Source organism: Companilactobacillus kimchii DSM 13961 = JCM 10707 (genome assembly GCF_001435445.1).
Classification (GTDB): domain Bacteria; phylum Bacillota; class Bacilli; order Lactobacillales; family Lactobacillaceae; genus Companilactobacillus; species Companilactobacillus kimchii.
Genome location: NZ_AZDH01000014.1, coordinates 75,606 through 97,344 on the forward strand (window position 1 = coordinate 75,606; position 21,739 = coordinate 97,344).

Genomic DNA, 21,739 nt, shown 5'->3' on the forward strand with positions numbered 1-21,739 from the left:
CCCTTGCCTATTTCATTTCAGCCAATGTCTTATCGATATTTGCTAAGGCTTGTTTCTTACCAAATAATTCGATTGTTTCAGCGATTGCTGGACCATGCATTGTTCTTGTAGTTGCAATTCTGGCTGGCATGTATAGTTTTCTACCTTTAACACCAGTATCAGCTCTAACTGATTGAATAGCATCCATAATTTGAGCAGCTGTGAAACGAGGTAATTTTTCTAGCTTACCTTTCAAATCTTCAATAGCTGTCTTAGCATCGTCATCTTCTAGTTCTTTTTGTTCATCATCTGTTAGATGTTCTGGTTGATTGAAGAAGACATCTGCCAAGTCAATGATTTGTTGTGTATAACTCATTTGTGGCATGTATAGTTCTGTTAAATGTCTTACCCATTGAATTTCATCTGTAGTTGGATCTTCTGAAACTCGTTTAGCTTCAACCAAGTTAGCTAATACTAAGTCAGTGATTTCACTAACATCAGCATGCTTAACGTATTGGTTGTTGACCCATTCTAGTTTCTTTTGATCAAACTTAGCTGGTGACTTGCTTAGACGATGTTCATCAAAGATCTTGATGAATTGTTTACGTGTAAATAATTCATCTTCACCAACTGGTGACCAACCTAGTAGAGCAATGAAGTTAAACATAGCTTCTGGTAAGTAACCTAATTCACGATATTGTTCGATGAATTGGAGAATTGATTCATCACGTTTACTTAATTTCTTACCAGTTTCAGTATTAATGATTAATGTCATATGACCGAACTTAGGTGCTTCCCAGCCTAATGCTTCATAAATCATCAATTGCTTTGGTGTATTGGCAACATGATCATCACCACGAAGAACATGACTAATTTCCATCAAGTGATCATCAACAACAACGGCAAAGTTGTATGTAGGCATACCATCACGTTTTTGGATAACCCAATCGCCACCGATAGTATCTGAACCAATTGAAACTTTACCTTTTACGATATCGTCCCATTCATAGTTCTTACCAACTGGTACATGGAAACGAACAACTGGTTGTAATCCAGCGTCTTCAGCTTCTTTGATTTTAGCAGCCTTTTCGTCTTCAGACATACCTTCAAATTCGTATTCATAGTGAGGCATTTGACCATGAGCTTCTTGATCTTCACGCATCTTTGTTAGTTGTTCTTCAGTCAGATATGATTTGTAAGCCAAGCCCTTTTCTAGCAATTCATCAATATATTTTTGATAAATTTCTTTTCTTTCTGATTGACGATAAGGACCATAGTCTCCACCAACATCTGGACCTTCATCCCAATCAACGCCAAGCCATTTAAGGTTTTCTAGTTGACTCTTTGTACCACCTTTAACGTTACGTTTTGTATCTGTATCCTCGATACGGATTACAAAAGTACCTTTGTGACTACGTGCAAATAGGTAGTTAAAGATAGCTGTTCTAGCATTCCCAATGTGTAAGTGACCTGTTGGACTTGGTGCATATCTTACACGAATTTTATTATCTGACTTTTTTGCCATTTCTTTGTTCTCCCCTTTTACTTCTTGAGTTATTTCTATTCAAATTCTTATTGCCATTATTGCGGTTATTACGTTTGTTACCACCATTATTATGGTTATTCGAATTTTCTTTAGAATTACTCTTTTCCTGGATACCATGCATTGAATGCTTAGGTTTTGCAAATATCATTTTACCAGCATCAGTTTGCAATGCACTAGTTACAACGACCTCAACGTCCTTATCAATGAAGTATTTACCTTCTTCAACAACAACCATCGTACCGTCTTCTAGGTATGCGACACCTTGCTCTCTTTCAGTACCCTCTTTTATAACTTTAACAGTCATCGTTTCTCCTGGCAAAACCATAGGTTTCAAAACTTTGGCTAATTCGTTAATGTTAAGCACTTGAACATTCTGAAATTCACTTACCTTACTTAAATTATAATCATTTGTGATGACAGCACCACCGATTTCTTTAGCTAATTTAAGTAATTTCATATCCACTTCTGGAATATTATCATAATCACGCGTTGTAGTTGTATAGTTGATACCTTTATCCATTTTCATTTCATTTAAAATATCAAGTCCACGACGACCACGTTCACGCTTTTGATTATCACTGGAATCTGAAATCAATTGCAACTCATGTACAACGAAATCAGGAATCATCAACTTACCTTCCAAAAATCCAGTGTGTGCTAGTTGATGAATTCGTCCATCAATAACAACTGATGTATCTAAGATTTTGTATGGATAGTAATCTTTCTTAGCTGAACGACGTGTAACTTCACCTTCTGAGGCTAATGCATCACTCTTTTCAGCTGCTGGTGCAGTTTTAGTGTTACGTTTTGTGATTGAGAAATTACTCCAATCATTTCGACGACTTGTTCCCATTCTAAAACCAATCCAACCAAAGACGATCATTAAGATGACGGGGATAACATTTGAAAACATGTTACTCATCATATAGAAAGGTATGGAAATAATATTGGCTAATACTAAACCACCAATTAAGAATCCAGCACCATAAATGATCCACCCTGGTGAACGAGAATTCAAATACTTCTCAATTCTTTGATTTAATTCCAAAATTGGTTTAACAAACAAGAATGACAAGAAATAAAATACAATACATCCAATAAGTCCATCAAAATAACCGTTATTAACAAAAGCAATTCCTGCTAAACCTGAAATTTCCCATAAACTTGGTAAAACGGTAATTCCGACGGCGATACCAAGTAATGCAAAAATTATATTTACTACGATCTTTCGCATATATGCCTCCTATTTAAAATATTTTGTTCATCGCATCAGTTACGGTACTGACACCAACAATTTGAATCTTATTATCTTTAGACCAATCTCCCATATTATTCTTGGGAATAAAAATACGTTTGAAACCTAATTTTTCTGCTTCATTTACTCGTTGGTCAATTCGATTAACACGACGGATCTCACCGGTCAATCCAACTTCACCTACAAAACAATCAGTTCCTGGGATACCCATATTCTTATAACTGGAGGCAATTGACATCGCTAAGGCAAGATCAATTGCTGGTTCATCTAATTTAACGCCACCAGTTGATTTCAAATAAGCATCCTGATTTTGGAGCATCAAATTACCACGTTTTTCTAGAACAGCCATAATCACTGATACTCGATTATGATCCAATCCTGTGGCGGTTCTTTTGGCATTACCAAAAATTGTAGGAGTGATCAAAGATTGAATTTCAACCAAGATTGGTCGAGTTCCTTCCATTGAAACTACTACTGCTGAACCATTGGCATCCGCTAAACGCTCCTCTAAGAAAATCTCTGATGGATTGGATACTTCCACCAGACCCTTAGTCCGCATTTCAAAAATACCAATTTCATTTGTTGAACCAAAACGGTTCTTAACAGAACGTAAGATTCGATAACTATGGTGCGTGTCCCCTTCAAAGTATAGAACAGTATCCACCATGTGTTCCAATATTTTTGGACCAGCGATGGCTCCACCTTTAGTTACGTGTCCAACAACGAAAACGGTGATGTTATCTTGCTTAGCAATATTCATCAATTCAGCTGTAACCTCTCTGATTTGAGAGATACTACCAACAGCAGAAGTAATTTCTGGTTCATCCATTGTTTGCACAGAATCAATGATTAAATAATCCGGATGCATCTCGTTGATTGTTTGGCGGATATAACTCATATCTGTCTGAGGGTACAAATAGAGATTTTTACCCGAAATATCCAAACGGTCGGCACGCATCTTAATCTGTGAGGCACTTTCTTCACCAGAAACATATAATACTTTACCACCAGTATTTGCTAACTGTCCTGAAACCTGTGTTAACAATGTTGATTTACCAATACCAGGATCACCACCAATCAAAATCAAAGAACCGGGAACGATACCGCCCCCGAGAACTCGATTCAATTCAGATAGATCTGTCTTAATACGAGGTTCCTTTTCAAAGGAAACATTATCAATACTAACTGGTTTAGACTCTAGGTCACTAACTCGGCGGCTCGGAGTTGCCTTTGCTTTAGCAGATTCAGGATGATCTACTTCCTCAACCATCTGATTCCAAACGCCACAGTTAGGACAACGTCCTAAATATCTAGGTGAGACGTAGCCACAATTTTGACATACGAATTTTGTTTTAGCTTTTGCCAATAAAATAGTTCCTTTCTTATTATATTCCTGAAGAACCAAATCCTCCATTACGTTTCTTCAATCCGCCTTCATCTTCATCAGTTGTTAGATAATTGATAAAGATGCCTTGAGCTAAACGTTCGCCCTTTTTAACCTTGTAATCAATAGGGAAAAAGTTGATCAATTGAACAAATAATTCTCCCTCGTTACTTTCATTATTATAGTAATCAGCATCTATTACACCAATACCATTAGGGATAGCTAAGCCGCGTTTTAATGGATTGCTCGAACGACTGGCCATGATCAATACTTCATCTTCTTGCATATAAGCCTTAACTCCAGTTGGTACTAGCACTGGTTTAATTGACTTTTGAACTTCAGCTAATTTATCATCATCAATTTTACCTTTATTTAAAATGAATTTTAAAACATTAAAGAAGCCAAATTTCCAAATTGAAGGAACCACGAAATCTTCAGCACTTTCAATATCGTAACCAGCAGCATTTTTAGTTTGACGAACTGGTAAATTAATTCCTTTACCTTCGTATTTTTTCACAATCTCGAATCCACGTTTTTTAGTCAAATTGAAAACTCCTTAAGCATTAGATAACTAAAATAATAGCATTTTAGCCCATATAAAACTATTGATTACACTGACTTTCTTCTTATAATAGAGTAATATTAAAATAAATAATTCAGCAGGAGGTAATTTTATGGAATTAAATCATGAGGATGGACGTTTTTATCTTGAAGACAATGGCAAAACAATTGGTGAATTAACTTATTCCAAGGTTGAAGACAACGTTATTTCACTCGATTACACTTATGTTGACGAGTCTTATCGTGGTCAAGGATTAGCCGGTAGACTCTTTAATGCAGCTGTCGACTTTTCTGACCTTAAAGGATTAAAAATTGTTCCCGTTTGTGAATATGCCAAAGCTGCTTTTGAAAACAAACCAGAAATCAGATTTTTATTAACTGAGAATTACCAAAAGCTTTTAAAGGGGGAAAAATAGTGAATCAAGATGAATTAAAGAAAGCAGTCGGTGTTAAATCTGTCGATTACTTCAAAAGTAATATGGTAGTCGGACTTGGTACTGGCTCAACTGTTTATTATATGATTGAAGAACTCGGACGTAGATACCAAGCTGGTGAGATCAAAAATATCGTCGCTGTAACTACTTCTTCACGTTCTGAAAAACAAGCTAAAGAATTAGGTATCCCAACTAAAGACTTAAACGAGGTTGACCATATCGACCTTACTATCGATGGTGCTGATCAAATTGATAAAAATGGTCAAGGTATCAAAGGTGGCGGTGGTGCCCACTTGCTTGAAAAAATGGTTGCTACAAATTCCACTCGTAATATCTGGATTGTTGACCAATCAAAAATGGCTGATACATTAGGTAGTTTCCCATTACCAACTGAAGTGATTCCATTTGGTTGCGAGAAAACTTTTACTGATCTTGAAAAAGAAGGTTTGAACCCTCAATTCCGTCTCAATGAAGATGGCAGTCTCTTCCTTACACACAACAAGAATTACATTATTGATCTAAAAATTGGTGAAATCAAACATCCACATTTGTTGGCAGATTGGTTGGACCATCAAGTTGGAATAGTTGCACACGGACTATTTCTTGATATAGTTAATACTATTATCGTTGGTTACGAAGATGGACCTAAAGTAATCGACAATATCAGATAAAAAGGAGAATTTTTGTATGACAAAAGAAATCACATCATCAGACTTAGATAAATTTCAAACTGCATTTGACAATACACCAGGTTCTTCAGCTATCAAAAATGCTGTTGCTAATAACGGTTTATTCAAATCAAGTGAAACTATTGCTTCAAAAGTAGCAATGGATCCTACTTTCTCAGTTGAATTGGATACAGGTTCAGTTGCTGATCAAAAGCAATCAGGACTTTGCTGGGTATTCGCTGCATTGAACACAATGAGACATCCACTTCAAAACAACTTCAAGATTAAGGGCTTTGAACTATCACAAGGATACATGCTTTTCTGGGATAAACTAGAAAAATCAAACTACTTCTTTGAAAATGTTATTAACACTGCTGCCCTTCCAACTGGCGATCGTAAAGTTGACTTCCTTATGACAACACCTCAACAAGACGGTGGTCAATGGGACATGGTTATGGCTCTTGTTCAAAAATATGGTGTCGTTCCAAAGAGTGTTATGCCAGATACATTCAGTCGTACAAACTCCTCTGAATTAAACAACGTTCTCAATAAGAAATTACGTAAAGATGCTATTATTCTTCGTGATCTTGTTAATGACAACAAATCTGAAGAAGATATCGAACGTAAGAAGAATGAATTACTAAGTGAAATTTACAAACTTCTAGTTTACACAGTTGGTGTTCCACCCACTAAATTTGATTGGGCTTACCGTGATGATGATAAGAATTATCATAAAGAAACTGATATCACACCCCAAGAATTCTTCAAGAAGTACGTTGGCTGGGATCTAGACAGTTACATCTCAACTATCAATGCTCCAACAGCTGACAAGCCTTATAATCACGTTTACACAGTTGAAATGTTAGGTAACGTTGTCGGCGGTCGTCAAGTTCGTCATTTGAACCTTGAAATCAATGACTTCAAGAAATTGGCTGTTAAACAATTACAAGCTGGTGAAACAGTTTGGTTCGGTAGTGATGTTGGTCAAAGTTCTGATCGTAAGATTGGTATCATGGATACAAACATCTATGATCTTGAAGGCCTACTAAATACTGACCTTAAGATGACTAAAGCAGAACGTCTTGATTACATTGAAAGTATGATGACACACGCCATGGTAATTACAGGTGTCGACTTAGATGAAAATGGTAACCCACTTAAGTGGAAAGTTGAAAACTCATGGGGTGAAAAAGTTGGTAACAAAGGATACTTTGTTATGAGCGACTCATGGTTCGATGAATATGTTTACCAATTAGTTATCAACAAGAAATTCTTAAGTGACGATCTTAAGAATACTTTCGAAACAGAATCAAAAGAACCTAAAGTTCTAGCTCCTTGGGATCCAATGGGTGCTTTAGCTTAATTACGACTCTTATTAAAATTTAAATTCAAAAGAACGATCTCCATTAAGTATTCAAGATATATCCTTTACTTGAATCTCTTAATAGAGGTCGTTTTTATTTTACAAAATTATGTATTAAACATACTTGCCTCAAAAAAAATAATTGAAATACTATTTAGCCTGGAGTAAGAAAGCATTCAACCAGGCTTAAAAATTGCTTGTCTTGACACGTCTATGCTATTGAATTATTCGTAACTTTACTATAGAGTGCTCTATAATGAAATTAATATTTGTGAAGGGGTGTCAATATGAAAAACAATCAATTTGCGATTCGTCCAACTCAGTTTGGCGACCAAATTACAGAATTAAAAGAAATTGGTTTTTTAGATAAAGATAATAGTAACGAAAATGATCCTATCAAATTATGGAAGAGTTTCTTAAGTAAGGCCTTTATTGAAGCTAAAACTTCTTCTAACTTTGAAGAGAAATTACGTACTTATATGGCAACTCCAGATCAAAATTTAAGTGAGTATCTTGACTCATCAATTAACGTTTCCGTACAAACATTTTATAATGTTGCACTACAGTTATTGAAATTTAATCCAGATGTTGATTTTTCATTCGATAATCCACTAAAAGCAATGGAAAAAATCCAATTGCCAATCGCTGACCATCGAAAAAATAATTTTTCCGTTGAAGAGTTAAAATCGGCTTGGTATTGGCTCCTAGCTACTCATAATAAAGATGGTCAAAATTATCTTGATTCGTTGGCTGCTAAAGGTTACTTCATCTCATTTTACGGTAAGGTATCAAAGCCTATGTTTTTCAATGGCAAAACACTTCCCGTCTTTGATCCACACAAATTAATCCGTGAAGTTGTCTATGTTGAATCACCTCAAGACAGTGATCACGATGGCAAGCGTGACTTATTAAAGGCTGAAATCTTGCGTCCCTACGAAACTGAAAATGGTCTCAAAGTACCAGTTCTCTACACTGCTAGTCCCTATAATCAAGGCACTAATGACGAAACTGGTGAAAAATTAACTCATAATGTAAATGTACCTTTAAAACACAAAATTCCTAATAACTTGAATTACGAAGATGTCGAATATCATGAATCATCTGACTCCTTGCCTCTAGCTCGTAATATTAACGGTGAAACAAAGAAAGCTGAAGAAACCTTCTCTAGAGAAAGTTCTTACACACTAAATGACTATTTCTTAGCTCGTGGGTTTGCTGTCATTTATATGGCTGGTATTGGAACAAAAGATTCTGACGGATTAAGAACTACTGGTGATCCCGAAGAAACTATTTCAACCATCTCCATTATCAAATGGCTAACTGGCGACTTACCAGCCTTTACTAACAGAACCGATAATATTGAAATCAAAGCTTGGTGGTCAAATAAGAAAGTCGCTATGACCGGACGTTCTTACTTAGGAACTTTAGCAACTGCTGCCGCTACTACTGGTGTTAAGGGATTAAAGACTGTCATCAGTGAGGCTGCTATTTCAAATTGGTATGACTACTATCGTGATGGTGGTTTAGTGATCGCACCTGGTGGCTTCCCTGGTGAAGATGCTGATGTCTTAGCTGAAGAGACTTTCAGTCGTCGTTTGCAACCTGGTGATTTTAATGAAATCAAGGGTAAATGGAATCAAAAGATTGAAGAGATTCAAAAAGGTGAAGACCGTGATAGTGGTGATTACAATACTTTCTGGGATGCTAGAAATTATCACAATAATTTCAAAAATATCACTGCTGATGTCTTTATGGTCCATGGATTGAATGATTGGAACGTTAAACCACGTAATGTCGAAAGATTATGGAATGGCATTAAGCATAACGGCGTTACGCAGAAGATCATTCTTCATCAAGGACAACATATTTACATTAATGCTTTCCGTTCTATTGATTACAGTGACATTATCAACTTATGGCTCACGCATGAACTTTTAGGTATTGATAATCAGGCCAAAGAAATCATCCCCGATGTCATTGTTCAAGATAATGTTGCGCCAGAGACTTGGACGGCACATTCTGATTGGGCAAACCCTAATAATAAAGAAGTAAAATACAATTTATCGGGTGATAAACTAACTACTGAAAACGTTACTTCTGATTCTGAATCATTCATGGATCAGTTACCTGAAAAAGATTTCGAATCTTACCGCGATGACAACGTTACATGGGAACAAGATCTTATTCACGGTGACAGTAAATTAGCTAATAACCAATTGACATTCAAATCAGCTCCATTAACAAAGCAACTATTACTAGATGGCAAAATTAATGTTGATTTGAAAGTCGCCTCAAGTGAAAATCTTGGAATGCTAAGTTTCCAAATAGTTGATTATGGTAAAACTAAACGTTTCAATGTTTCACCTACTCTCCTATCTAAGAATAGTTTAGCCGGAACTTATGATTGGCGTGAAGATGACTTACGCGAGTTCACCTTAGGCAAAGAATCTTCAGCCAAGATGATTACAAAAGGTCACATTAATCTGCAAAATCGTGAAAATGCCTATAAAGTTGATGAATTAAAACCTAATATCTTCTACAATATAAGCGTCGAACTTCAACCAACTTTCTACAAGCTGCAAGCTGGTCATCAACTAGGTTTAATTATTTACGCAACTGATTTTGGAATGACAGTTCGTGGAAATCAAAATATTAAATATACAGTTCAATTAGACCAATCTTCATTATCCGTTCCATTACACGAAGACTAATCTAGGAGTATTGGTTTATTTAATTATATAGGGAATATAACTAGACCAAAATAAGTAGTTTCATACCCTAATACTTAATGTTACAATTGCCGTTGAACTGTTTATTTTTGGAGATTATTTATATGGAAAAGACACAACTGAATTCATTGAAAAATAACCCCCATTCAAAGATGAGCATTGCTGGATTTCTAATTGCTTTAGGAATCGTTTATGGGGATATTGGTACATCTCCCCTTTATGTTATGCACTCTTTAATGGTTGGGAATGGTGGACTTGCAAAAATGTCCACTAATTTTATCTTAGGAAGTGTTTCATTAATTTTTTGGACACTAACTTTGGTAACAACAATTAAATATGTTTTGATTGCTTTACGTGCGGACAACAACGGTGAAGGTGGTATTTTTGCCCTTTACACGTTAGTTAGAAAGCGCGCTAAGTGGTTAATCATTCCGGCTATGATTGGTGGGGCAACCTTCTTAGCTGATGGTATGATGACACCAGCTGTTACCGTTACAGCTGCCATTGAAGGTCTTAAAGGTATTAAGATCAATAATGCTGTGTTAATCAGTACACAGAACCAAGTAATTATCGTTACGCTGATCATTTTATCGACCCTCTTCTTCATTCAGAGATTTGGTACCCAAATGATTGGTCGAGCTTTCGGTCCGATAATGCTAGTTTGGTTCTCATTCTTAGGTTTGGTCGGAATACTTAATATTTCTTCTGATTGGACTATTATCAGAGCTTTGAATCCTTACTATGCTATTGAGCTATTACGGAGTCCCGTTAATATCCGTGGTATCTTCATTTTAGGTAGTATCTTCCTAGCTACAACTGGTGCTGAAGCACTGTATTCTGATATGGGACACGTTGGTCGTCCTAATATCTATACAAGTTGGCCTTTCGTTAAAATTTGCTTGCTATTGAGCTATTTAGGTCAAGCCGCTTGGATCATTAGTGTTAGAGATAATCATACTTTGCAACAAATGGGTTCAGCTATGAATCCGTTCTATCAATCTATTCCAGCCGATTTCAGACTCTTCGGAATTTTCCTATCAGCTATGGCTGCTATCATTGCTTCTCAAGCTTTGATTTCCGGTTCATACACCCTAGTTTCTGAAGCTACTAAGTTAAGAATGTTCCCAAGATTGAAAACTTATTACCCAACAAATTTCAAAGGACAGTTATATATTCCTACTGTTAACTCAATTATTTGGGTCGTTTGTTTGTTCATTGTCTTCTATTTCAAAACTTCAGAAAACATGTCTAACGCCTATGGTCTAGAAATTACGATCACTATGTTAATGACAACTATCTTGCTACATCAATGGCTCTTAATGAAACGAGTCAACAGGTTATTCACAACTGTTATCATCAGTTTCTTCTTTGTTATTGAAAGTATCTTCTTCGTAACAAATAGTAGTAAGTTCATCCATGGTGCCTATATCACAATGTTCATTGCTGCTCTATTAATCGCTGTTATGTTCATTTGGAGATATGGTGAGCGTCTCAAGGATGACAACACATACCGTAGTCACTTTGCTTCTCTATTAGCTTTTAAACATCAATTAAATGATTTAAGAAAAGATCCAAGTTATCCACTTTACACGACTAACTTAGTTTATTTAACTAAAGTCCATGATGGATATCGTATTAAAAAGAACATTCTCTACTCAATTCTCGACAAACGTCCTAAACGTGCTCAAGTTTACTGGTTCGTTACCGTTAACGTTACTGATGAACCTTATACTGCTGCATACAGCGTTGAAACTTTTGATACTGATTACATGATCAGTGTTCAATTGTATCTTGGATTTAGAGTTGATCAAAAGGTTAATGTTTATCTCCGTCAAGTCGTCAATGATATGATGTCAAATGGTGAGATTAAAGCTCAACCACAGAAATACACAACCATCCCTGATCGTGATGTCGGTGACTTCTCATTCGTTATCATCAAAGAGGTCCTATCACCAGATACTAAGATCAGCAATGTTAAGAAGAGTGTTATTCACTTACGTCTACTCTTACAAAAATTCATTTCACCAGCCAATTGGTTCGGTCTTTCATACAGCGATGTTATTGAAGAGCGTGTTCCATTGGTACTTGGAAAGGTTTCACTTAATCGTCTACGCCTAGTCAGAAAAGATCGTTCAGCCTTGAAAGATATCAAGATTGACGAAGAAATTGATGACGATGATGAAGACGAATAATTCAATCAGTTAAAAATCGTTATAGGATTCCTATTTAGGACCCTATAGCGATTTTTTTATCCATAAAAAAGAAAGTTATCTGAAATCAGACAACCTTCCTAGGGTAAATCATTTAACTAGCCTACTGGACTATACCTCGACGAAGATATAAATGTTCTTCTATATCTTTTTATATCCCAATTATAAATCGTCTAAGATAAACTACAATTGTAAAGACTCATTTATACATCTCGTCCAAATCGGCTCTTATCAGTCCCTTTTACTAGAAAATCTCTTTATAATCTCAGTTAATCAAGGATTAAAGAATAACTTCTAAAAAAAGTACTTTGATTCTTGTTAAAATAACTAATTTAAAAATAGCTAGCAAAGAGATGATCATTATGTTTACATATATTCAAATCATTGACAAAGATGCACACAACTTCATGGGTTATGTCGATTATGAGTTTAAGAATAATGTAATTTCAATGACCTTAGTTAGAGGAATGAGAAAACTTCATCGCATCAATATCCCATTATCAGATGTTACCGACATTATGGTTGAAGAATTCTATGGTACTAATCGTATTAGTTTCATCTACAATGCTCAAAAGTATATCTTCCTAAACTCTGGATATGGTGAAAATGAATATCTAATTAAACATTTAACTAAGGCCGTTAAAGCTTAATGCCAAACAAAAAATCACTAGAATAATCTGGTGACTTTTTTACTCTCTCATATATGTAAATTTAAGGCCATCTAAGATGCTTTTCTTCTATTAATAGTAGTTTGTACGAAACTTATTAATTATTTCTCTAAAAAGCTCTCAATTCCATATGCAACCCCATCATCGTCATTACTTTTAGTTATGTATTTACCATATTGCTGAATCTCTGAAGGAGCATTAGCCATAACAATTGGTGTACCTACATTTGTTAACATTGGCAAATCATTATGACCATCGCCAAAAGCTGCCATTTCTTCTTTAGACAACTTTTCTAAATCTTGAATATATTTTATTCCTTTTGATTTCTGAGCCAAATTACTAGTTATTTCTAAATAATTATCACCAGAGCGTTTGATGCTAACGTCAGTAATATTAAGATTCAAGAGTGTTTGATTTAATTGTTCCATTAAATTCAGATCAAAGGTTATCATCATAATTTTATATAATTTAGTATCCGTCAAATCAGTAAAATCAATCAATGTGGTCTTCTGGCCCGTAAGTTTGGATTCATAATTAATGCCCTCATCAATTTTTTCAGCATACCAATCATTTAATCCATAACAACTACAGCTGACATCCGGAAATTTGGTTTGAATTATTTTCATTAATTTCCAAAAACTAGACATATTCAGTGGTTTATCATCTAAAATTTTGAAACCGGCATTGTTTTTCTCATAGATCAACCCGCCATTAAATCCAATTTGAGGATCAGTTAAATTCAATTTATCAATAGCATTTGCCATTTCCATCGGTGCTCGTGCTGAAACTAAAGTAAATGGAATCCCACTCTTCTTTATCGATGAAGCATTTATATTACTAACATTGCCCTCACTATTTAACAAAGTTCCATCCATGTCTGAAAAAATATGTTTGATCATTTTGCTCTCCCCTTATAATTCTATTTTAGTGTAAAAAAAAACAATCTCTACGGATTGTTTTTAATTTATGCAAATGATGTTGCGACACTTCCGATAACGATCAATACAATACCTAGAACCGTGAATTTCATTTCACGACTACTCTTATTCTCATGTAGAATAAAGATTCCACCGAAGGTACCAATTACAACGTTCAATTGAGTCCAGATAAAGGCTGAAGTATTACCGTTAGCCTTAGCCGAAAAAATATAAGCAAATGCGGCAATTCCCCAAGCAATTCCGGCAAAGATATTTAAATAATGTTCTTTTTGTTTAAAAGCTTTAACATCTGTAAACAATGCGTAGATAATTGCACCGACCAAGATTCCTAGCATTTCTGGTAAGAAAATAGCTGTACCACTTTGATTTTTGACAATTGGCATATTAGGGAATGAAGAATAGATCCAAAAACCTACAGTCGTACATAATAGGAAAATGGCATCCTTAAGTTCCATTTTATTTCCTTCAGCACTATCAGTTATTGAAGTTAATAAAGCCCCAACAACTACAATCAATAAAGCAATAATTCCAATTATTTTAGATTGTGCTCCGGCCCAGTCTCCGAAAATCAACATCCCAATAATAGAGTTACCTACTAATTGGAATACAGTTGACAGTGGAACTGTACCTGAAACACCAATACGCTTGAATGAAATGAATTGTCCTATCTGTCCAATAGTCCACAGAGCACCACAGAGAACTGAGAACCAAAAAGCGGTTGTGTTAACAGTTGGCTGTGTTATTAAGTAGGCGACAAACCCGACGATTGTCGCACCAGCACCAATTCCAAACATTTGGTTAGCAGGAGAACCACCAATTTTACCGGTGATGATTGGCATGAAGCCCCAACCTAACGCAGGTATTAGCGCAATTAAAATATTCATAAAAACTCCCTCTAATTCGCAAAATATTAGTAATAATCTTTTTTTAAAGTGATAATTTTTTTGTATATAAGGAACAATATTGGTTTCTAATGATACATAAAATAAAACTTGCTTCGAACATTACTACTTTTTTATCTAATTTGTCCACTTGGCACAAAACCAAGTAAATATCTAGACCATTTAAATAGTGTACCTCATAATTTCAAAAAAGAAAGCATTTTCTTAAAAAAAATTTTGACTCTACTCGTACCAGTATTTGCTACATTTATCACATACCATGACAACACTTTATGGCATTAAAAAAGACCAGTTCTCATTCGACTAGTCTTTTATTTACCCTGACGATTTGAGCTTAAAATATTTAATTTTTTATCAAATTCATAAATCAAAGGTGTTCCATTAGCAACTTCAACACCATCAATATCTTGATCGCTAATACCTTCAATATATTTGATCAAAGCTCGAATGGTACTCCCATGAGCCACGATCAATTGATCTTTACCATCCAATAACCTAGGAGCAACTTGATCAACATAGTAAGGAACAATTCTTTGATAAGCATCATAGAGACTTTCTGCTAAAGGCATAATCCGAGCATCATAATACTTGTACGGACCTACATTAGGATCTGCATGCTCAAGCTTAGGTGGAACAGCATAAAAACTTCTTCTCCACAAATGAACCTGTTCAACACCAAATTCTCTTCTTGTGGCATCTTTATTTTGACCTCGTAAAGCTCCGTAATGACGTTCATTTAAGCGCCAACTCTTTGTAATTGGCACATAATTAAGATTCAAATCATCCTGAATAATATATGCGGTAAGAATTGCCCGCTTTAAAACCGAAGTATGAACATGTTCAAATTCAAAACCTTGTAGTTTTTTAGCAGCTACATGTGCTTGAACAACCCCTTCTTGAGTCAAGCCAACATTATTCCAACCAGTATATTGATTTAATGCATTTGCTGTACTTTCGCCGTGTCTTACCATAACAAGTTTTACCATATTATGACATTCCAACTTTCATTTATAGAATTACCTTCTAATCTTAGCACAAATCACTATTCTTATTAATCTATCAACGAATTATCTATCCCACGATTACATTCAGCTTGCAATGTAACATGTGTAATATTGAATCGCTCCTGCAACATTTTATCGACCACATCGTAAAGTTTATCCAAGTCCTTCATATTGCAGTTTTTCTCAACATTAATGTGAGCATCCAACATGATATGATTTTCATCAATCATCCACAAATGAACATGATGAACCTTAACAATTTCAGGAACAGTCAAAATTGCCTGCTGAACTGCATCCAGATCAATTTTTGGACTAGCCTCCATAAGAATATTGACGGTCTCCGAAACGACGCTGTAAGCTTCTTTCAAAAGCCAAATGGCAATAACTATTGTTATAACTGGGTCCACCCAATTCCAATTGAAGAGAATAACGAAAATAGATGCAACAAAGACACCCACTGACGAAAGCGTATCTGACAACATATGTAAGAATGTTGCTTTAATATTTAGATTATGTTTAGAACCGGAGAATAAGACTAACATTGAAACAAAGTTGGCCAGTAATCCGATTATCGAAACGATCATCATCAATTGACCATTGATCTCCTGGGGCTGTGATAAACGTTTGAAAGACTCAAAAACCATCATGACAGTGATAACAACTAAAATAATTGAATTAACGAATGCTGCTAAAATCTCAGCTCGCTTGTATCCGAAAGTTTTCTGGACATCATTCTTTTTGCGTCCGATAACATTGGCAACAAAGGAAATAATAATGGACAAAGAGTCTTCTAGGTTATGAAACGCATCCGAAATAAGTCCTAAACTACCTGAAAAAATTCCACCAATAAATTCTGTGATCGTAATTATGACATTTAGTGCGGTGACATAAAAGAAACGTCTACCTGTTACTTTTCCATGATCCATAACGTTGCCTCCCGCCCTTATCATACCAATGTTTTCTTAAAATATAAAAAATAGTGCTATATACAAAACGAAGCCAACTCTAATTCAGAATTGGCTTCGCTTATTATTTATCTTTAAATATCCTTTACTTAGCTGTTAACTTAGCAACAACTTTAATGGGATGAGCGACATCAATAATATCAGAGAATCTATTTGTAATATAATCTCTCATACCGTCACGAGCTTCTTTCTTAGAAACATTGTGACAAACGCGCTTCTTTGCAACTTCTTGGCCCTCTTTGCTCAAGAAATTACAAGTTACTTCATAATCGCCATGATTTCTAAATAGCATCATCATTGCGACCCCCTTCTACAAAAATTAACATCTCATTAACATCGACCAGATATTTATACCACTTTTCAATAGTCGGTTCAACACTTTAATTTAAAATTCCTTTTTTAAGAAAGTAATAGCATTTTTTAGTAAATTAATTCATAGTAAACAATTATGATATTATTGTCATAACTAGTAATTATCTATTCATTGGTCAGGGAGATATATCATGGACAGGCGTAATAACAATTCAAATAAAAATATGACGCGTGAATCATTTCGACGCAAACGCGCGCCCTTTTACAAAAGAAAGCCTTTTATTATTTCTTTAATTCTAATTATCATTTTAATAATTGGTCTACTTATTTTTTGGAAATCCAGTTCTTCGAAGGACAACACTCATACTACTCAACCTTCTCATAAAATAGAAAAGGTTAAACCTAAAAAAGAAACCAAGAAAAAGCCAGCTAAGAAAAAGAGCATTAAAAAAGCCAAAAAACAAAAAGCTGCAGATGAAATTACCGCAAAACAACAAGAAAATGACAATAAACAAAATAATGATCAGCAAAAAAAGACAACTAATCAAATAAAAAATGCTGGAACTTATACTGATTTAACTTATGACACAGATTGGTATACCTTCAAGATTTCAAACGATGTTAAATTGATCAAAGACAGCAATGGCGATGCAGCTTTACTGGTTAAATACAACTACACGAATAAAACTCAAAATAATGAAGTTCCACAGAGAGTTCAAAATACTGCTATTATGCTGAAACAAGATAACCAACAATTATCAGCTACCGCTGCTAAAGGCGAATACGCTACTATTGTCAACTCAAGTAATAATGGTTTGGTTCAACCTAACAAAAACTTCGACGGTGCTCTTTTAGTAAAGGTAAAGGATACTGATTCAGAAGTTACAATGTACTTCAAGAATATTCAAACAAATGGTTGGCTAGATACAACCCAACCGCTGAAATTGAAATAAACAGCACATGTTTAGAGGTATATCCCAATACGCAGGATATTCTAAACATGTGCTGTTTTAAATTTCTGACTTATACCGTTTTGCTTTCTAACTTAAAATCCTTTAGTTGAACATATGCTATAAACAAAGTAATTAGGAACATAACACCAATTACATATAATGAAGACATTGAGAACTGCATTTTAGCAGCTTCTGCCATTAATTTATTGGAAAACATCGGAAACATGTCCCGTAAAGCATGCAACAGAATGACTATTGAAAGATTTTTAGTCTTAACATAGATCGTACCGAATAATAAACCAATTGCCGCGGCAAAGATTACTTGTCCGGAAACATATCCAATCGGCATCGATTTTAAATTCATCGTATGAATCAAGCCGAACATAATACTAGATCCAAGAACTGCTCCTAAAACGTTATTGTGGAATAATTTTAGAAATAAACTTACTAAAAGACCTCTAAAAATATATTCTTCTGCTAATCCTACCAAAAGACACAATACAATAATTTTAAATTTAACTGCCAAGTCACTAGCGGTCAGTGTTGCAGAATTCAAAACAGCAATCAGAATTATAGCTGGCATTGCCGTATATAACTGTGCCGACCAATTTTTGGAATTAAACCAATTGATCTTTTGTTTAAAAAAGAATTTGTTCAATAGGAAAGCTATGACAAATACTAAGAGATCGCTTAACATCTGCCAATAACTGTTGACTGTATGTTTCCTAACGAAAAAGGCCAAAATAAACATGACAGCGGGAAAAATTAGACTGGCAATGATAATCTTTGCAAGATTACTTTTTATAAATTTCATGGGTTCTCCTTAAAAGTCATTATATTTTAATTATATAGAAAAAGTTCTTGACATGAAACGCGTTCGATAAACTATTCTTTAATCGTTGAGATACGAGTTACGCAAAACCTCATTTTTTGTTAAAAAGCTCACCCTTCACGTATTTCACAACAAGCCAAGATATTTATTTGTTAAAAAAACTCATCCGTCAGCGGGATGAGTTTTTTAGTATTGCTAATGTTTGATTAACTTTTTTATCGGTAACAGCCTTTCCTTTAGAATCCCAAGAAAGATTTAAGTACACTTGACCATGTTCAGTTTTAACAACTAGCAGACGTTCTGGACGACTAATAGGTCGATTCAGAGTACCTCCAGTAATACTTTGACTGTTCATTAAACTCACACCATCTATAATGGAAAAAGCCTGAATTCTTGATAATGGTATAAATTTATATTCTTGCAATAATGGTAAATAAATTAACTTTAATTTTTTACCCCAAGTTTCAGTATCAACATAGTATATTCCCCTATTATTGATTTTCCAGCCACCATAGAAGTGCTTTAGCGATTGTGGGTAAATCATCGTGCTGTCGATTAAAAAAGCTACTACGCAGCATAGAATCGACAACAACGGCTCATTGGGGAAGATTGAAATAATCACAACTCCCACTGCTATGCCAAGAAATATACTGCCTAACAGTGGTTTGAAACTGATTTTTCTAGCGAATCTCAATTCGTTTTCCATATCAATCACCTTGACTGTTTATAACTACACTAAAGATAGAACTAATTGCTTAAATAATCCAAAAATAAGTTTCAAAAGTGGACACTTTGTAACTCTTGGCACAAAAAAATAGTTTGATCAAATTGACCAAACTATTTTTTTCATACTATTGTAAGAAAACATCATCCAGATTTGGTAATGTTTCTTCTTGATAATATGCGTATAACACATTTTGTTTGAAAGTATTTAAAGTACTCTGTCCTAATTCAAACTATTTTTTCAAGAAAGCAAGCACATTCTTCTCATCCGGCTTCATTCTTCCTGCTGAGAATGCAATTATGATTGCAATGATAGAGGACAAAAACTCCCATACTGACCATTTAAAAACTAGTGTTAAACCTAACATAATGAAAACTGAAATCAACATTACTCCATCTCTGAGACCTAATTTTAAATATGGAAAAATCATCAGAAATCGCCTTCTTTCGTTATTTGATATACATCCAATAAGCTCAACCAGGACTTTCTTGTGTATGTAGAATTTTTAAGTAGCCTTTTGTTTCCCTCTAATTGTAGCCTTATCGGAGTCTTGAGATAATTAAAGTATCCTCCGATATGTAGCAGATGGAACAAGCAGATTCCGTAAAATCTTGGCAACTGTACGTCTATCTCTGGTAGGAAGAAGTCTAGGAATAATTCAAACATCCATTTAAATCCTAAGAATATTATAACACCGCTTTCATTTTCATAAAAGCATTTCTGATAAAGCAATGCCACCCCATCAACTTGAATTTTTTTGCATTCTATTCTGTTATATCGGTGCTTGTGGCAATGTTGAAAACAATTGATTTCAATTGGTCCAACAGAAAAGGGCAAAAAAAATTGGGCCCAATCGGGCCCAAAAGTAAATTATTTCTTAGGATTTCGTTTAAAAGCTCTGCGAACAACCTGGAAGAAGGTTAAGGATTTTACAATATCTTCAGGTTTAACGTAAACTCTAATTGCTCGTAAAACTCTCTTAGGATCTTTTGAAGAAAAAGTAAACATACCGTTCTTTTTTGTTTGAATGGCATAACGTGGAATCCACTTACCACCAAACATTACTGAAACAACAACTTGCTTAACTTCTGTCCATGGGATCTGAATATAGTTTGAAACATCACGGTCATCGTAAAATTCAAATCCTTTATCACCGATCATGATTTTTCCATAATCAGTCAATCCTAAATGAGAAGTTCCTTGAATAACCAAATCCGACTTTGTATTTAATGATTGAACCATCTGACCGCTCCTTTGTTTTGTTAAAAATATTATACGGCGGAACTTATTTATTATCAAAAGTACGATGACTTTTGCTCTAATGAAAATGAGACATCAACTCAAAAACGAATTGATGTCTCATTTTTAATTAGTAAAACTTTTTGAAAGTCTCAAATTATTACATAACATGTAGAACGTGTAGAAGAACACCTACAACGAACAAGCCAAGAATAATAACGATTGGAGATACTTTCTTCTTTAGTAACCACATGCAGAACAATGTTAGAAGCAAAGCAGCTAATCCAGGGATCAATTGATCCAAGTTATCTTGCAATGTTGTTACTTTATGAGCAGTCAATGATAGACCATCTTTTTGTTGGATCAAGGCTTGTTTGATACCTTGTGCACCTGATGGAATCTTTGACCAGTCAATGTATGCACCCTTAGCCAACTTAACTGTTGAAACTGTTGGTGTGAACTTAACAACAACCCAACGGTTAATCAATGAACCTAAGATGAACATACCTAGAATTGAAGCACCTTTAGTAATGTCTTGTAGGACACCACCGGAAACATCATCTGTAATCTTAGAACCGGCTTTGTAACCAAGCTCTTGTGTGTACCACATGAAGGCCATACGAATAGCATTCCATGCAACGAAGTAAATGATTGGTCCAAGAATATTACCAGTCATAGCCAATGAAGCAGCCAAAGCACCAATAATAGGCTTAACAGTGAACCAGAACACAGGATCACCAATACCAGCCAAAGGACCCATCATACCAACTTTAACACCTTGAATTGTAACATCATCGATAGCGGCACCGTTTGCACGTTCCTCTTCCAATGCCATTGTTACACCAAGAATAGGTGATGAAAGGTATGGATGACAATTAAAGAATTCCATGTGACGCTTCAAAGCAGCAGCACGATCTTCTTTTGTCTTATATAATTTTTTCAAAACTGGAATTAGTGAATAAGTCCAGCCACCGTTTTGCATACGTTCGTAGTTCCATGAACCTTGGAGGAACGTTGAGCGCCACCAAACGGAGATTCTATCTTTTTTAGAAATTTTAACTTGATCTGCCATT

21 protein-coding genes are annotated in these 21,739 nt (G+C 35.0%); 7 read left to right on the top strand and 14 right to left on the bottom strand.

Annotation, left to right across the window (positions count from 1 at the left end):
* Nucleotides 1-7: 7 nt before the first annotated feature.
* The 4 genes from gltX to FC97_RS05830 are packed head-to-tail and all read right to left on the bottom strand — an operon-like array spanning nucleotide 8 to nucleotide 4,708.
* On the bottom strand, nucleotides 8-1,504 hold the full coding sequence (gene gltX, locus FC97_RS05815) for a glutamate--tRNA ligase (RefSeq protein WP_054642511.1): 1,497 nt from the start codon (nucleotides 1,502-1,504) through the stop codon (nucleotides 8-10).
* Complete coding sequence (locus FC97_RS05820; RefSeq protein ID WP_054642510.1) at nucleotides 1,485-2,759, bottom strand: PIN/TRAM domain-containing protein; 1,275 nt, start codon at nucleotides 2,757-2,759, stop codon at nucleotides 1,485-1,487. The genes gltX and FC97_RS05820 overlap by 20 nt, the downstream gene beginning before the upstream one ends.
* A 13-nt stretch (nucleotides 2,760-2,772) precedes the next feature.
* Nucleotides 2,773-4,146: a DNA repair protein RadA gene (radA, locus tag FC97_RS05825; protein WP_056967977.1), complete on the bottom strand. Its 1,374-nt coding sequence runs from the start codon at nucleotides 4,144-4,146 to the stop codon at nucleotides 2,773-2,775.
* 19 nt (nucleotides 4,147-4,165) lie between these two features.
* Nucleotides 4,166-4,708 (bottom strand): dCTP deaminase/dUTPase family protein, encoded by a 543-nt coding sequence (locus tag FC97_RS05830; RefSeq protein ID WP_054642509.1) that lies wholly within the window; start codon nucleotides 4,706-4,708, stop codon nucleotides 4,166-4,168.
* A 130-nt stretch (nucleotides 4,709-4,838) separates the two neighbouring features.
* Between FC97_RS05830 and FC97_RS05835 the strand changes: the two genes are divergently transcribed.
* From FC97_RS05835 to FC97_RS05860, 6 genes are all read left to right on the top strand, one after another.
* Nucleotides 4,839-5,141: a GNAT family N-acetyltransferase gene (locus FC97_RS05835; RefSeq protein WP_054642508.1), complete on the top strand. Its 303-nt coding sequence runs from the start codon at nucleotides 4,839-4,841 to the stop codon at nucleotides 5,139-5,141.
* On the top strand, nucleotides 5,141-5,830 hold the full coding sequence (gene rpiA, locus FC97_RS05840; protein WP_054642507.1) for a ribose-5-phosphate isomerase RpiA: 690 nt from the start codon (nucleotides 5,141-5,143) through the stop codon (nucleotides 5,828-5,830). The genes FC97_RS05835 and rpiA overlap by 1 nt, the downstream gene beginning before the upstream one ends.
* A gap of 16 nt (nucleotides 5,831-5,846) precedes the next feature.
* A complete protein-coding gene (locus FC97_RS05845; protein ID WP_056967923.1) occupies nucleotides 5,847-7,190 on the top strand; it encodes a C1 family peptidase in 1,344 nt (447 codons plus the stop codon).
* Nucleotides 7,191-7,477: 287 nt separating this feature from the next.
* Complete coding sequence (locus tag FC97_RS05850; protein ID WP_054642506.1) at nucleotides 7,478-9,901, top strand: Xaa-Pro dipeptidyl-peptidase; 2,424 nt, start codon at nucleotides 7,478-7,480, stop codon at nucleotides 9,899-9,901.
* 122 nt (nucleotides 9,902-10,023) lie between these two features.
* Nucleotides 10,024-12,111, top strand: a complete 2,088-nt coding sequence (locus FC97_RS05855; RefSeq protein ID WP_056967925.1) for a KUP/HAK/KT family potassium transporter — start codon at nucleotides 10,024-10,026, stop codon at nucleotides 12,109-12,111.
* Nucleotides 12,112-12,491: 380 nt separating this feature from the next.
* A complete protein-coding gene (locus FC97_RS05860) occupies nucleotides 12,492-12,779 on the top strand; it encodes a hypothetical protein (RefSeq protein ID WP_054642505.1) in 288 nt (95 codons plus the stop codon).
* 119 nt (nucleotides 12,780-12,898) lie between these two features.
* Here the strand turns inward: FC97_RS05860 and FC97_RS05865 are convergent, their stop codons facing one another.
* The 5 genes from FC97_RS05865 to FC97_RS05885 all read right to left on the bottom strand — a co-directional run bounded on the left by FC97_RS05865 (nucleotide 12,899) and on the right by FC97_RS05885 (nucleotide 16,904).
* Nucleotides 12,899-13,696: a Cof-type HAD-IIB family hydrolase gene (locus tag FC97_RS05865; RefSeq protein ID WP_054642504.1), complete on the bottom strand. Its 798-nt coding sequence runs from the start codon at nucleotides 13,694-13,696 to the stop codon at nucleotides 12,899-12,901.
* Between the two features lie 65 nt (nucleotides 13,697-13,761).
* Nucleotides 13,762-14,619 (bottom strand): GRP family sugar transporter, encoded by an 858-nt coding sequence (locus FC97_RS05870; protein WP_054642503.1) that lies wholly within the window; start codon nucleotides 14,617-14,619, stop codon nucleotides 13,762-13,764.
* Nucleotides 14,620-14,948: 329 nt separating this feature from the next.
* Nucleotides 14,949-15,623 (bottom strand): 2,3-bisphosphoglycerate-dependent phosphoglycerate mutase, encoded by a 675-nt coding sequence (locus FC97_RS05875; protein ID WP_054642502.1) that lies wholly within the window; start codon nucleotides 15,621-15,623, stop codon nucleotides 14,949-14,951.
* A 65-nt stretch (nucleotides 15,624-15,688) separates the two neighbouring features.
* Nucleotides 15,689-16,567, bottom strand: a complete 879-nt coding sequence (locus FC97_RS05880) for a cation diffusion facilitator family transporter (RefSeq protein WP_054642501.1) — start codon at nucleotides 16,565-16,567, stop codon at nucleotides 15,689-15,691.
* 124 nt (nucleotides 16,568-16,691) lie between these two features.
* Nucleotides 16,692-16,904: a hypothetical protein gene (locus tag FC97_RS05885; protein WP_225868701.1), complete on the bottom strand. Its 213-nt coding sequence runs from the start codon at nucleotides 16,902-16,904 to the stop codon at nucleotides 16,692-16,694.
* Nucleotides 16,905-17,109: 205 nt separating this feature from the next.
* On the opposite strand from FC97_RS05885, the gene FC97_RS05890 reads away from it, so the two are divergent.
* Nucleotides 17,110-17,871, top strand: coding sequence for a DUF5067 domain-containing protein (locus tag FC97_RS05890; RefSeq protein WP_056967927.1), 762 nt, complete (start codon nucleotides 17,110-17,112; stop codon nucleotides 17,869-17,871).
* Nucleotides 17,872-17,941: 70 nt separating this feature from the next.
* Here FC97_RS05890 and FC97_RS05895 read toward each other — a convergent pair whose 3' ends face one another.
* The 5 genes from FC97_RS05895 to FC97_RS05920 all read right to left on the bottom strand — a co-directional run bounded on the left by FC97_RS05895 (nucleotide 17,942) and on the right by FC97_RS05920 (nucleotide 21,738).
* Nucleotides 17,942-18,685, bottom strand: a complete 744-nt coding sequence (locus FC97_RS05895) for a CPBP family intramembrane glutamic endopeptidase (RefSeq protein WP_054642498.1) — start codon at nucleotides 18,683-18,685, stop codon at nucleotides 17,942-17,944.
* A 187-nt stretch (nucleotides 18,686-18,872) separates the two neighbouring features.
* Nucleotides 18,873-19,409 (bottom strand): hypothetical protein, encoded by a 537-nt coding sequence (locus FC97_RS05900; RefSeq protein ID WP_054642497.1) that lies wholly within the window; start codon nucleotides 19,407-19,409, stop codon nucleotides 18,873-18,875.
* A 250-nt stretch (nucleotides 19,410-19,659) separates the two neighbouring features.
* Nucleotides 19,660-19,860, bottom strand: a complete 201-nt coding sequence (locus tag FC97_RS13830) for a hypothetical protein (protein ID WP_054642496.1) — start codon at nucleotides 19,858-19,860, stop codon at nucleotides 19,660-19,662.
* Nucleotides 19,861-20,297: 437 nt separating this feature from the next.
* Nucleotides 20,298-20,669, bottom strand: coding sequence for a DUF956 family protein (locus FC97_RS05915; RefSeq protein WP_054642494.1), 372 nt, complete (start codon nucleotides 20,667-20,669; stop codon nucleotides 20,298-20,300).
* Nucleotides 20,670-20,826: 157 nt separating this feature from the next.
* Nucleotides 20,827-21,738, bottom strand: a complete 912-nt coding sequence (locus FC97_RS05920) for a PTS system mannose/fructose/sorbose family transporter subunit IID (protein ID WP_054642493.1) — start codon at nucleotides 21,736-21,738, stop codon at nucleotides 20,827-20,829.
* Between the last annotated feature and the right edge of the window lies 1 nt (nucleotide 21,739).

Bases quoted from the DNA above. Each gene is read 5' to 3' on its own strand.
- gltX (WP_054642511.1), bottom strand. From the start codon at position 1,504: ATGGCAAAAAAGTCAGATAATAAAATTCGTGTAAGATATGCACCAAGT.
- FC97_RS05820 (WP_054642510.1), bottom strand. From the start codon at position 2,759: ATGCGAAAGATCGTAGTAAATATAATTTTTGCATTACTTGGTATCGCC.
- FC97_RS05835 (WP_054642508.1), top strand. From the start codon at position 4,839: ATGGAATTAAATCATGAGGATGGACGTTTTTATCTTGAAGACAATGGC.
- FC97_RS05845 (WP_056967923.1), top strand. From the start codon at position 5,847: ATGACAAAAGAAATCACATCATCAGACTTAGATAAATTTCAAACTGCA.
- FC97_RS05850 (WP_054642506.1), top strand. From the start codon at position 7,478: ATGAAAAACAATCAATTTGCGATTCGTCCAACTCAGTTTGGCGACCAA.
- FC97_RS05855 (WP_056967925.1), top strand. From the start codon at position 10,024: ATGGAAAAGACACAACTGAATTCATTGAAAAATAACCCCCATTCAAAG.
- FC97_RS05860 (WP_054642505.1), top strand. From the start codon at position 12,492: ATGTTTACATATATTCAAATCATTGACAAAGATGCACACAACTTCATG.
- FC97_RS05865 (WP_054642504.1), bottom strand. From the start codon at position 13,696: ATGATCAAACATATTTTTTCAGACATGGATGGAACTTTGTTAAATAGT.
- FC97_RS05870 (WP_054642503.1), bottom strand. From the start codon at position 14,619: ATGAATATTTTAATTGCGCTAATACCTGCGTTAGGTTGGGGCTTCATG.
- FC97_RS05875 (WP_054642502.1), bottom strand. From the start codon at position 15,623: ATGGTAAAACTTGTTATGGTAAGACACGGCGAAAGTACAGCAAATGCA.
- FC97_RS05880 (WP_054642501.1), bottom strand. From the start codon at position 16,567: ATGGATCATGGAAAAGTAACAGGTAGACGTTTCTTTTATGTCACCGCA.
- FC97_RS05885 (WP_225868701.1), bottom strand. From the start codon at position 16,904: ATGATGATGCTATTTAGAAATCATGGCGATTATGAAGTAACTTGTAAT.
- FC97_RS05890 (WP_056967927.1), top strand. From the start codon at position 17,110: ATGGACAGGCGTAATAACAATTCAAATAAAAATATGACGCGTGAATCA.
- FC97_RS05895 (WP_054642498.1), bottom strand. From the start codon at position 18,685: ATGAAATTTATAAAAAGTAATCTTGCAAAGATTATCATTGCCAGTCTA.
- FC97_RS05900 (WP_054642497.1), bottom strand. From the start codon at position 19,409: ATGGAAAACGAATTGAGATTCGCTAGAAAAATCAGTTTCAAACCACTG.
- FC97_RS05915 (WP_054642494.1), bottom strand. From the start codon at position 20,669: ATGGTTCAATCATTAAATACAAAGTCGGATTTGGTTATTCAAGGAACT.
- FC97_RS05920 (WP_054642493.1), bottom strand. From the start codon at position 21,738: ATGGCAGATCAAGTTAAAATTTCTAAAAAAGATAGAATCTCCGTTTGG.